Source organism: Teichococcus deserti (assembly GCF_001982615.1).
Lineage (GTDB): Bacteria > Pseudomonadota > Alphaproteobacteria > Acetobacterales > Acetobacteraceae > Pseudoroseomonas > Pseudoroseomonas deserti.
Genome location: NZ_MLCO01000350.1, coordinates 1 through 11,321 on the forward strand (window position 1 = coordinate 1; position 11,321 = coordinate 11,321).

At 70.8% G+C, this 11,321-nt stretch carries 11 protein-coding genes and 1 pseudogene; 5 read left to right on the top strand and 7 right to left on the bottom strand.

Going from position 1 to position 11,321, the window contains the following annotated elements; all coding sequences use genetic code 11:
• Positions 1–50 precede the first annotated feature (50 nt).
• Positions 51–473, bottom strand: coding sequence for an organic hydroperoxide resistance protein (locus BKE38_RS26800; protein ID WP_076960256.1), 423 nt, complete (start codon positions 471–473; stop codon positions 51–53).
• A gap of 125 nt (positions 474–598) precedes the next feature.
• Here BKE38_RS26800 and BKE38_RS26805 point away from each other — a divergent pair, with 125 nt between their 5' ends.
• Positions 599–1,051, top strand: a complete 453-nt coding sequence (locus BKE38_RS26805) for a MarR family winged helix-turn-helix transcriptional regulator (RefSeq protein ID WP_076960257.1) — start codon at positions 599–601, stop codon at positions 1,049–1,051.
• A 48-nt stretch (positions 1,052–1,099) separates the two neighbouring features.
• Here BKE38_RS26805 and BKE38_RS26810 read toward each other — a convergent pair whose 3' ends face one another.
• Genes BKE38_RS26810 through BKE38_RS26820 form a run of 3 tightly spaced genes read right to left on the bottom strand, consistent with a single transcriptional unit; the run spans position 1,100 to position 2,781 of the window.
• Positions 1,100–1,627: a DUF1178 family protein gene (locus BKE38_RS26810; protein ID WP_076960258.1), complete on the bottom strand. Its 528-nt coding sequence runs from the start codon at positions 1,625–1,627 to the stop codon at positions 1,100–1,102.
• A gap of 45 nt (positions 1,628–1,672) precedes the next feature.
• Complete coding sequence (gene grxC / locus BKE38_RS26815; protein WP_076960259.1) at positions 1,673–1,933, bottom strand: glutaredoxin 3; 261 nt, start codon at positions 1,931–1,933, stop codon at positions 1,673–1,675.
• A 32-nt stretch (positions 1,934–1,965) separates the two neighbouring features.
• The gene (locus BKE38_RS26820; protein ID WP_076960260.1) at positions 1,966–2,781 is read right to left on the bottom strand and encodes a double zinc ribbon domain-containing protein; all 816 of its coding nucleotides are present in this window, start codon (positions 2,779–2,781) and stop codon (positions 1,966–1,968) included.
• A gap of 123 nt (positions 2,782–2,904) precedes the next feature.
• On the opposite strand from BKE38_RS26820, the gene BKE38_RS26825 reads away from it, so the two are divergent.
• The 3 genes from BKE38_RS26825 to radC all read left to right on the top strand — a co-directional run bounded on the left by BKE38_RS26825 (position 2,905) and on the right by radC (position 5,492).
• A complete protein-coding gene (locus BKE38_RS26825) occupies positions 2,905–3,783 on the top strand; it encodes a methyltransferase domain-containing protein (RefSeq protein ID WP_242662582.1) in 879 nt (292 codons plus the stop codon).
• Between the two features lie 72 nt (positions 3,784–3,855).
• Positions 3,856–4,671: a type I methionyl aminopeptidase gene (gene map / locus BKE38_RS26830; protein WP_076960261.1), complete on the top strand. Its 816-nt coding sequence runs from the start codon at positions 3,856–3,858 to the stop codon at positions 4,669–4,671.
• Positions 4,672–4,727: 56 nt separating this feature from the next.
• Entirely contained in the window at positions 4,728–5,492 is a 765-nt protein-coding gene (gene radC / locus BKE38_RS26835) for a RadC family protein (RefSeq protein WP_076960262.1), read from the top strand.
• 70 nt (positions 5,493–5,562) lie between these two features.
• On the opposite strand, the gene BKE38_RS26840 is transcribed toward radC, so the two are convergent.
• Both BKE38_RS26840 and BKE38_RS26845 read right to left on the bottom strand, forming a co-directional pair.
• Positions 5,563–6,927, bottom strand: coding sequence for an ABC1 kinase family protein (locus BKE38_RS26840; protein ID WP_076960263.1), 1,365 nt, complete (start codon positions 6,925–6,927; stop codon positions 5,563–5,565).
• Positions 6,920–8,752, bottom strand: a complete 1,833-nt coding sequence (locus tag BKE38_RS26845; RefSeq protein WP_076960264.1) for a M3 family oligoendopeptidase — start codon at positions 8,750–8,752, stop codon at positions 6,920–6,922. Before BKE38_RS26845 ends, BKE38_RS26840 begins: the two co-directional genes overlap by 8 nt.
• 191 nt (positions 8,753–8,943) lie before the next feature.
• Between BKE38_RS26845 and BKE38_RS26850 the strand changes: the two genes are divergently transcribed.
• Entirely contained in the window at positions 8,944–10,653 is a 1,710-nt protein-coding gene (locus tag BKE38_RS26850) for an AMP-dependent synthetase/ligase (RefSeq protein WP_076960265.1), read from the top strand.
• Between the two features lie 425 nt (positions 10,654–11,078).
• On the opposite strand, the pseudogene BKE38_RS26855 reads toward BKE38_RS26850, so the two are convergent.
• Positions 11,079–11,321, bottom strand: a pseudogene (locus tag BKE38_RS26855) (MFS transporter); the annotation flags it as partial.

Sequence of the window (11,321 nt, forward strand, 5' to 3'; positions counted from 1 at the left end):
AAGGCTGGGGAGAAGGTATTCTCCCCAGACCCCTCATCTATTTCTGTCAGTCAGACCGCGACCGTCGTCGTCACGGGGATATTGCCGCGGGTCGCATGGCTGTACGGGCAGACGCGATGCGCGCGCTCGACCAGATCCTCGGCCGCCGCCTGCGCCATGCCCGGCAAGGACACCGTCAGCGCCACCTCCAGGCCGAAACCCTCGCCGTCGTCGCGCTGGCCAATGCCGACCTCGGCCGCCACCGAGACGTCCGAAGGCACGCTGATCTTGCGCTGCCCGGCCACGAACTTCATCGCCCCCAGGAAGCAGGCCGAGTAGCCGGCGCCGAACAGCTGCTCCGGATTGGTGGCGCCGCCGGCGCCACCCAGCTCCTTCGGCGGGGCCAGCTTCACCTCCAGCAGGCCATCATCGCTGCGCGCGGCGCCCTCGCGGCCACCGGTGGCGGAAACACGGGCGCGATACAGGATCTTCATGGCTTTCAGCTCCTCAATAAGCCGCGGTCTCTGCGGCGATCAGTTGCGCACAATCTAATCGGGCAAAAGTTGTCGTCAATCCCATTGCGCACTATCTATCCTCACGAAATGGCGTGGAGGCCGCGATGACCGACGGGGGACCGATGAAGCTGCAGGATCACCTGTGCTTCGCGATCTACGCGGCGGCCCATGCCTTCGGCCAGGCCTATCGCCCGCACCTGGAGCCTCACGGCCTGACCTATCCGCAATACTTGGTGCTGCTGCAGCTCTGGGAGCGCGACGACCGCACGGTGCGCGAGCTCGGCGACGGGCTGTTCCTCGACAGCGGCACGCTGACCCCCATGCTCAAGCGCATGGAGGCCGCCGGCTGGGTCGCCCGCCGCCGCGACCCGCGCGACGAGCGCGTCGTCCGCGTCACCCTTACAGCCAAGGCCGAGGCGCTGCGCCGGCCCGCCCGCGCCATCCCCGAGGCGCTCGGCTGCGCCGCCCGGATGACCGCTGAGGAGATGGCCCCGCTGCGCGAGAGCCTGACCCAGATCGCCGAACGGCTGCGCGGCAGCGACGACACGGCGGCCTAGAGAAAGCCGGGGAGGTTGCCCTCCCCGGCGCTTCGAGACTGACGCTGTTCAGCCGTCGGCGCGGGGCACCCAGGGCAGGTGGGCGATCTCGATTCCCTCGTCCTGCAGCGCCTCGGCATCGCCCTCACTGGTCTCGCCATAGATGCCGCGGCGCTCGCTCTCGCCACGATGCATCCGCCGCGCCTCCTCGGCGAAGTCGGCGCCGACATAGTCGCAGTTGCGCTCGACCTCGGCCCGCATCTTCTGCAGCAGCGCCAGCACCTGGGCCGGCATCGGCCCGGCGGCGGCCTGCGGCACGCCCGGCGGCCCCGCCTGGGCGGTCAGCGGCGCCGGTGCCGGCGGCTGCGGAGGAACCAGCGCGGATTCGGCCGGCGGCAGCGGCGCCGCCTCGGCCCGGCCCTTGACGCCCGGGGTCCTGGCGATGGCCGGCGCCATCAGCGCGCGGGTGACGCTGTCGCTGCCGCAGACCGGGCATTCGACCAGATGCGCGGCGGCGAGCTTCTCGAAGGCCGCGCTGTCCTTGTACCAGCCGTCGAAGCTGTGGTCCTGGTCGCAGCGAAGCTGGTAGTGGATCATTCGGGCCCTGGTCTGTGCGGCGGCAAGGGAAGGAAGGCGGGGTGTTTAGCCCGCCTTGAGCAGCGCATCCAGCTTGCCGGCGCGGTCCAGCGCCATCAGGTCGTCGCAGCCGCCGATCGACTGCCCGTCGATGAAGATCTGCGGCACCGTGGTGCGGCCGCCGGAGCGGCGGATCGCGTCGTCGCGCTCGGCCGAGCCGTTCGGCGCGTCATATTCGGTGAAGCTGACCTCCTTGCGGCCCAGCAGCAGCTTGGCGCGGGAGCAATAGGGGCAGAAGGCGGTGGTGTAGATTTCGACCTGGGGCATGCGCTGACACATCGGCGTCACTGGAGCTCCGGTCAAGAGCGTTGCGGCACCGCAGCGGGCGGCGGCGGTGGATTTGCCTCGGCCTCCGACCAGGGATCCGGCACCCGCGCGGCCGCCAGCACGTCCACCGCGGCGGCGCCGCCCTGCAGCAGCACATGGCAGCAGGCGCTGACCGTGGCGCCGGTGGTCAGCACGTCGTCGACCAGCAGCAGCCGCCGCCCGGCGATGCGCGCGGCCGCCCCGGGCGCCAGGTCGAAGGCGCCGGCAACCGCCTGCAGCCGCGCCGCCAGGCCCTTCTCACCGAGCGCCGGCGTGCGGCGCGGCCGGCGCAGCAGGTCGGGCGCCCAGGGCCGCCCCGACAGCCGCGCCAGGGCCGCGGCCAGCAGCGCCGCCTGGTTGTAGCGCCGGCGCAGCAGTCGCCATCGATGCAGCGGCACCGGCAGGATCAGCTCGGCCCGGGCCAGCAGGTCGCGCCCGGCGCGGGCCATCTGCCAGGCCAGCGGCCCGGCCAGCTCGCCGCGGTCGCCATGCTTGAAGGGCAGCAGCAGCCGCTTGCTGCCCTCCCCATAGAGGAAGGCCGCCCGCGCCTGGCCGTAGAGCGGCGGCGCCATCAGACAGCGCGAGCAATAGGGCGCGCCGTCCGCGCCCAGCTCGGCCTGGGTCGGATCGGCGAAGAGCAGGCCGCAGGCATCGCAGCAGGGCGGGGTGATCAGCGGCGTCGCGCTGAAGCAGAGCGCGCAGAGCGTGCCCTGGCGCAGCACCGCCTCGCCGCAGCCCAGGCAGCGCGGCGGCAGCAGGGCGTCGAGCACGGCGCCGCCCAGGCGGCGCAGCGGCGGGACAGCGGTCATGGGTGCAGCCTTCCTGGCACAGTCACTCACGATATCGTGAGGGTAGGCCGCAACCCTGGCCTCCTGCAAGCACCGCTTGCGCAGGGCCGCGGCTTGGCGCATGGGCGCGGCATGGCGGATGCGATGCGGGTTTTCGATCGGGCTCTGGTGCGGCGGCGGCGCGACCGCGCGGCGGGCGGCGTCGCCCAGGTGGCGCCGATTCTGGAGGCCGCGGCCGAGCGGCTGCTGGACCGGCTGGACGACACGCTGCGCCGCTTTGACCGGGCGCTGGAGATCGGCGGCCGCGGCGTGGTGGCGCCGCTGCTGCGGGCGCGCGGCGTCGGCTTCGCCGTGTCGATGGACCTGTCCGCGCGGATGGCGGCAGGCGCCGGCGGGGTGCCGTTGGCCGGCGACGAGGAATGGCTGCCCTTCGCCCCTGCCAGCTTCGACCTGATCGTCGCCAATCTGTCCCTGCACTGGGTCAACGACCTGCCGGGGGCCTTGCTGCAGATCCGCCGGGCGCTGGCCCCGGACGGGCTGTTCCTGGCGACGCTGCCGGCGCTGGGCACGCTGCAGCCGCTGCGCGAGGCGCTGGGCCAGGCCGAAGCCCGCTTGCGCGACGGCATCAGCCCCCGGGTCTCGCCGTTTCCGGAGATCCGCGACGGGGCGGCGCTGCTGCAGCGGGCCGGCTTCGCCATGCCGGTGGCCGATCGCGAGCGGCTGGACCTGCGCTACCGCTCGGCTCTCGCCCTGCTGGCCGATCTGCGCGCCGCCGGCGAGGGCAATGCGGTGCTGGCCCGCGACCCGCGCATTCCGCCGCGCGCCTTCTTCCCCATGGCGCTGGCGGCGTTGACCCCGGGGGCGGACGGCACCATCGCCGCGCCGCTGGAGATGCTGACCCTGACCGGCTGGGCGCCCGGGCCGAACCAGCCCAAGGCGGCGCCGCGCGGCAGCGGCCAGGTCAGCCTGGCCGAGGCCTTCGGCACGGTCGAGCACAAGACCGGCGACAAGCCGGGTCATTAGCCTCCCGGGCAGGGCAGGTCTGCGGCGCCAGCGCCTTGCAAGCGGCGTGCGATCCGCGCATCTTTCGCCATCATGGAACAATCCGGTGCCGAGGCGCGGCGCATCACATTGCACGCGCCGGAAGATTTCGAGGGAATGCGCCGCGCGGGCCAGCTGGCTGCCGCGACGCTCGACATGATCACCCCGCATGTCCGCCCCGGCGTGACCACGGCGGCGCTGGATAAGACCATCCAGGACTTCATCGAGGCCAATGGCGCCATCTCGGCGACGATCGGCTATCGCGGCTACCAGCACGCCTCCTGCATCTCGATCAACCACGTGGTCTGCCACGGGATCCCCGGCACGCGGGCGCTGCAGGACGGCGACATCCTGAACATCGACGTCACCGTCATCCTGGATGGCTGGTACGGCGACACCAGCCGCATGTATGCCGCCGGCACGCCGAGCACCAAGGCCAGGCTGCTGATGGACGTGACGCATGAAAGCCTGCTGCGCGGCATCGCGGCGGTGAAGCCGGGCGCGCGGCTGGGCGATGTCGGCCACGCGATCCAGAGCTATGTCGAGAAGCACCGCTTCAGCGTGGTGCGCGACTTCTGCGGCCATGGCATCGGCCGTACCTTCCATGCCGCGCCGAACGTGCTGCATTTCGGCCGCCCCGGCGAAGGCCCGGTGCTGAAGACAGGGATGTTCTTCACCATCGAGCCGATGGTCAACACCGGCCGCCCCGACGTGAAGGTGCTGGATGACGGCTGGACCGCGGTGACCCGCGACCGCGGGCTGTCGGCGCAGTTCGAGCACATGATCGGCGTGACCGAGAGCGGCTGCGAGGTTTTTACCCTTTCGCCTGCCGGGCTGCACAAGCCGCCTTACGGCGACACCACCGCCTGATTTTCTGGACATGAGCGCCGGCCTTCGTTCAACCTGCGGGTGAGAACGGAGGCCGCATGCGCAAGACGCCCGGCATGGCGGAGGCCGGGATGTCCGCCTCCCCTGCCCTGCTGCCCGACCTGCTGAGCCCTGTCGCCGCGCCGCCGCGCCCCATGGCGGCGGAGGGGCATCGCGCGCGGATGCGCCAGCGGCTGCTGGGCGCCGGGCCCGACGCGCTGCTGGACCATGAGCTGATCGAGATGCTGCTGTTCCTGGCGCTGCCGCGGCGGGACACCAAGGCGATGGCGCATGCGCTGCTGGCACGGTTCGGCAGCTTCGCGCGGGTGCTGTCCGCCCCTGTGCCGGCGCTGCTGGCCGTGGAAGGGCTGGGCGAGGCCGGGGTGGCGGCGCTGAAGACGGTGCAGGGCGCGGCGCTGCGGCTGATGCGGGCGGAGCTGCTGGACCGGCCGCTGCTGGGGTCGTGGGAGGCGCTGACCGGCTACCTCCGGGCGGCCATGGGGCGCGAGGGCGTCGAGCAGGTCCGGGTGCTGTTCCTCGACGTCCGCAACCGGCTGATCGCCGACGAGGCGCTGGGGCGCGGCACGGTCAACCACACGCCGGTCTATCCGCGGGAGGTGGTGAAGCGCGCGCTGGAGTTGGGCGCCGCGGCGCTGATCCTGGTGCACAACCATCCGAGCGGCGATGTGACGCCCAGCAAGGCCGATGTCGCGATGACCGCCGAGCTGCGCCGCGCTGCGGAGGCGCTTGGCCTGGTGCTGCACGATCATCTTGTTGTCGGCGCCGGCGTCTGCCTGTCGTTCCGTTCCAAGGGTCTTTTATGATCGCGGGGTCTGGGGTGGCCGCTGCCACCCCAGCGGGGGTCCAGGGGGCGGCGCCCCCTGGCCTGTCTTCTCAGCGGGGCACCCCCGCCTCGTCCAGCGCCTGCTGCTGCCGCGCCTGCAGGTCCTGCTCGTTGAAGCCTTCGATCAGCTCGTTGAACAGCCGGTGCCAGTTCAGCCGCGCATTCAGCCGCAGGAAGGCGCTGCCCAGCCCGACCGCGCCGCGGTCGACGAGGACGAATTCCCGCGGCGGCCGCACCCCCCCGGTGCGCTTCAGCCCGGCATGGACCTCGGCTGCCACCTTGCGCCCGAAATCCGGGTCGTCGCTTTCCTGGATCGGGCGGATGCGGTCGTCGAGCAGCGGCTCGTGCAGGAACTTCGCCCAGAGGCCGAGCACCTCCATCTTCTCCTTGGAGAGATCGGTGAAGCCCCAGATGCGATAGGCCTCGGCGGCCTTGTCCTGGTCGTGGTCGCGCAGCGCCTCGTAGAGCATCACCACGCCGCGCAGGAAGGCCGGCGGGAAGACGCGGATGGCGCCGTAGTCCAGCAGGTTGATCCCGGCCGGGCTGTCACCGGTCGGCTGGCGGATCTGGTAGTTGCCCAGATGCGGGTCGCCATGGATGACGCCATAGCGGTAGAAGGGCACGTACCAGGCGCGGAACAGCGCCGTCGCATAGGCGTCGCGCTCCTCCTGGCCCGGGTCTTCCGCCAGGCGGTCGAGGATCGGGCGGCCGTCCAGCCAGGTCATGGTCAGCAGCCGCTTGGAGCAGTAGCCCTCAACCGGGGTCGGCGTCCGGATGGTCGGCTCGTCGCGCAGCATGCGGTTGTAGAGGCGCATCTGCGCCGCCTCCCGCTCGTAGTCGAGCTCCTCGCGCAGGCGGTCGCAGAGCTCGACATAGACGTCGTCATGCTGGATGGCGTCGTCCATGCGGGCGAAGAGGCCCATGGCCAGCTTGAGCTGGCGCAGGTCGGCCTCCACCACGCTGGACATGTCCGGGTATTGCAGCTTGCAGGCGACCAGCGTGCCATCCGGCAGGGTGGCGCGGTGCACCTGGCCGAGCGAGGCCGCGGCCGAGGCCTCCTGGCCGAAGCTCTGGAAGCGGGACTGCCAGGCGGGGCCCAGCTCGCTCGACATGCGGCGGCGGACGAAGGCCCAGCCCATCGGCGGCGCATTGGCCTGCAGCGCCGCCAGCTCGGCCGCGTATTCCTTCGGCAGGGCGTTGGGGATGGTGGTCAGGAACTGCGCCACCTTCATCAGCGGCCCCTTCAGCCCGCCGAGCACCGCCTTGAGGTCGCCGGCATGCGCCGTGCGGTCGGTCTTCAGCCCGAGGAAGCGTTCCCCGGCAACGCGGGCGGCGATGCCGCCCACGGCGCCGGAGGTGCGCGCCATGCGGCGCAGCTCGCCGAAGAGGGAGCTGCCTTCGCGGTCGTCAGCCATCCGTGTTTTCCAGCTCGTCGATGAAGCCCGCGATGACGTTCAGCCCCTTGTGCCAGAAGGCGGGGTCGGAGGCGTCCAGCCCGAAGGGGGCCAGCAGCTCCTTGTGCCGCAGGGTGCCGCCGGCGCGCAGCAACGCAAGATACTTTTCCTGGAAGCCGGGCACGCTGCCCTCCTGGAAGACGCCGTAGAGGGCGTTCACCAGGCAGTCGCCGAAGGCATAGGCATAGACGTAGAAGGGGGTGTGGACGAAATGCGGGACATAGGACCAGTAGATCTCATAATCCGGCGAGAAGTCGAAGGCCGGGCCCAGGCTCTCGGTCTGCACCTGCATCCAGAGCGCGCCGATCTCCTCGCGGGATAGCTCGCCCTTGCGGCGGGCGTCGTGCAGCAGGGTCTCGAAGCGGTAGAAGGCGACCTGGCGGACCACCGTGTTCAGCATGTCCTCGACCTTGCCGGCCAGCAGCGCGCGGCGGCGCTTCGGGTCGGTCTCGGCATCGAGCACGGCGCGGAAGGTCAGCATCTCGCCGAAGACCGAGGCGGTCTCGGCGAGCGTCAGCGGCGTGCCCGACATCAGGTAGCCCTGGTCGGCGGCCAGCACCTGGTGCACGCCATGGCCCAGCTCATGCGCCAGCGTCATCACGTCGCGCGACTTGCCGTGATAGTTGACCAGCAGATAGGGATGCGCCGAGGGCACCGTCGGATGGGCGAAGGCGCCGGAAGCCTTGCCGGGCCGCAGCGCCGCATCGATCCAGGGCTTGTCGAAGAACTCCTTCCCGATACGCCCCAGCTCGGGGTGGAAGCCGCTATAGGCGGCCAACACGCGATCGCGGGCCATGTCCCAGGAGATGGCGCTGTCATCCTCGTCGGGCAGCGGCGCGTTGCGGTCCCAGTGCTGCAGCTTCGGCAGGCCCAGCCACTTGGCCTTCATCGCATAATAGCGGTGCGACAGCGCCGGATAGCTGGCGACCACGGCATCGACCAGGGCGTCGACGACGCCGTCCTCGACCATGTTGGCGCGGTTGCGGCTGCTGCCCGGCCGCGGATAGTTCCGCCAGCCGTCGATGATCTCCTTGTCTTTCGCCAGGGTGTTGGTGATCAGGGTGAACAGGCGGGCCTTGTCGCCGAAGGCGGCGGAAATGCCCTTCGCCGCGGCCTCGCGGGTCGCGCGGTTGCCGTCGGACAGCTTGTTCAGCGCGCTGGAGACGTTCAGCGTCTCCTCGGCCACCTTCACCTCCATCCCGGCGATGGTCTCGTCGAAGAGGCGGTTCCAGGCCGAGCGCCCGGTCACCTCCTTGTCATGCAGCAGTTTTTCCACTTCGTCCGACAGCTGGTGAGGCCGGAACACGCGAAGATCCCGCAGGAAGGGGCGGTAGCGGGCCAGCGCCTTGGAGGAAAACTTCTTCTCAAGGACCGCTTCCTCGAGCTTGTTCAGCTCGAGGGTGAAGAACAGCAGGTGGCTGGAGATGACCGTCGCCCGCTCCTGCATGGTCTGGTAGAAGCGGCCATTGGCCGGGTCCTGGGCATCGCCGGAAAAAATCAGCGATGCGAAGGACATGACCCGCCCCAGCACCTCTTCCAGCCGCTCGTATTCGGCGATGGCCGCGGCCAGCGCGTCGCCGGAATGGCCCGCCAGCTTGCCGGCATGGGCGTCGGCGAAGGCGCGCGCCTCGGCATCCGCCCGCACCAGGTCGGCCTCCAGTGCGGGATCGGCCGGGCCGGCATAGAGGTCCTTCAGGTCCCAGACCGGCAGCGGAGCCGCACTGCCAGGGCCGCCCGGCCGGCCGGACGTGTCGCGAAGGATCGGATGGACGTGGGAGAGCTGCACGGGAGGCCTTGCGGTTGTGGTTCTCTGGCACTCGATATAAGCCCCTGGAGACGCAGGCCAAGCGCCCCCCTGCCCTTCCTGTGCCCGGACATGCCGCCGGACGCCGGCGGGACGGCTTGCCGGACTGCCCAAGGACGGCCCCAAGGACTGCCCGAGACGGCCCGAGAAGACGGAAGGAAAGCACCACCGCCATGCCCGCCGCCGAGGACAATTGGACCAGCCTGCCCGCAATGATGCTGGGCCTCGCCCGCGCCTGGCCCGACCGGCCGATGCTGCGCTACTGGCGCGGCGGCGACTGGCGCCGGATGAGCTGGTCGGAATTCTCGCTGCAGGTGGCCTCGGTCGCGGCAGGCCTGCGGGCCCGCGGCGTCTGCCCCGGCGACCGCGTGGTGATCGTCGCCGAGAACCGGCCCGAATTCCTGGTCGCCGACTGCGCCATCATGGCGGTGGGCGCCGTCTCGGTGCCCGGCTACACCACCAACACGCTGTCCGACCACACCCATCTGCTGCGCGATTCCGGCGCACGGGCGGCGATCGTCTCCACCGCGCGGCTGGCGCAGACGCTGGCCGAGGCGGCCGGCCTCGGCGGGCTCGACCTGCTGGTCTCGATGGAGGATTCCCCGGGCGCCATCTCCTGGTCCAGCCTGGTCGAGGCCCGTGGCGACCTCGCCATGCTCTATGCCGAGGCCGAGCAGATCCCGGCCGGGCGGCTGGCCTGCCTGATCTACACCTCCGGCACCGGCGGCCCGCCCAAGGGCGTCATGCTGCCGCACCGGGCGATGCTGGCCAACCGCGACGGCATCACCGACTTCATCCGCGCGCTGCGGCTGCCGAAGGACGCCTCCTACCTGTCCTTCCTGCCGCTCAGCCATGCCTATGAACACACGGTGATCTACCTGCTCTGCTCCTTCGGGCTGGAGGTGGTGTTCAGCCGCGGCGCCGAGAAGCTGTCGGCCGAGCTCGCCGAGATCCGTCCGCAGGTGCTGACCGCCGTGCCGCGGCTGTTCGAGGTGCTGCGCGCCCGCATCCTGGCCGGGCTCGAGAAGCAGTCCGCCTTCCAGCGTGGCCTGTTCGACCGAACGCTGTCGCTCGGCATGAGGCGGCTGGACGCCGGCGGGCTGAATGTCTTCGAGAAGGTGCAGGACGCGCTGCTGGACAGGCTGGTCCGCAGCAAGGTCCGCGCCCGCTTCGGCGGCCAGCTGGTCGCCATGGTCTCCGGCGGGGCGCGGCTGGACCCCGACCTGTCCGGCTTCTTCCTGGCGCTCGGCCTGCCGGTGCTGCAGGGCTATGGCCAGACCGAGGCCGGGCCGGTGGTCAGCGTCAACACCCCCTGGGACAACGACCGCACCACCGTCGGCCGGCCGCTGCCCGGCGTCACCATCCGCATCGCCGAGGATGGCGAGGTGCTGGTGCGCGGCCCGCTGGTGATGGACGGCTACTGGAACCAGCCGGAGGCCAGCGCCACCGCGCTGCGCTCGGCGCCGCCCGAGGGCGAGACCTGGCTGCACACCGGCGATGTCGGCCAGCTGGTCGAGGGACGGCTGCGCATCACCGACCGCAAGCGCGACTTCATCAAGACGCTGGGTGGCGATATGGTCAGCCCGGCGCGGCTGGAAAGCCTGCTGATGGCCGAGCCGGAGATCGCCCAGGCCGTCGTCGCCGGCGAAGGGCGGCCTGGTCTGGCAGCCCTGCTCGTCCCGGCCGACCGGCAGGGCGAGGAGGCGGTCAAGGCCGCCCTCCGGCGCGTCAACGGCAAGCTCTCGGGGATCGAGCGGATCCGCTACTCCGCCTGCGTCGCGCCCTTCACCGTCGAGAACGGGCAGATGACGCCGACCATGAAGGTGAAGCGGAAGATCGTGCTGCAGGACCACGCGGCGGTGGTCGAGAAGCTGTACCAATAAAAAAGGCCGGGGGAATGAATTCCCCCGGACCCCCATCTTTCTTCTGTCAGTTCAGCCGCCCCCGATGGGGCGGCCTGGTCAGCCGATGGTCTCGATGACCAGGCTGCGGATCTCGGCCTGCGTCATCGAGACCGGCTGCGCCACCTGGCGCGGCGGGTGCTGGATCATCGGCAGGCTCTGGGTCGAATTCGTCTTCATCAACTTACAACTATCCTCCGGGTGCGGCGCCTTCAGGCGCTCCCCCCGGTTCTTCCTTCGGTGAGAGATACGCCGGGTTCCGCCGCGTGTTTCGCGGCCAAGAACCCGAACCGGCGCCAAGAGTTGCAGCAACCGGCTGAAAAATCACCCGAATCGCCGTAACCGGCGCCAAGGCGCCACAGCGTCCTGGGTGATCCAGACCAAGATGGGGCTGCGGCCGCGCCGTTTCAAGGCGTGGCAGCCGCCTCCTTGCGCTCGATCGCCGCCTCCTCCGCCGCCGCGACCAGCTGCGTGCTGACCGGCTGCTGCGGCATGATCAGGAAATTCTCCTTCTCGGTCGGCGCGGCGCGGCGGCGCATGCGCCACAGCCCCCAGCCCGCGATCCCCGCCTGCGCCGTCAGGATCAGCCAGCCCAGCCCCTCGACCCCCAGCCAGGACATCGCCGCGCCGCCGATCACCGGCCCCAGCGC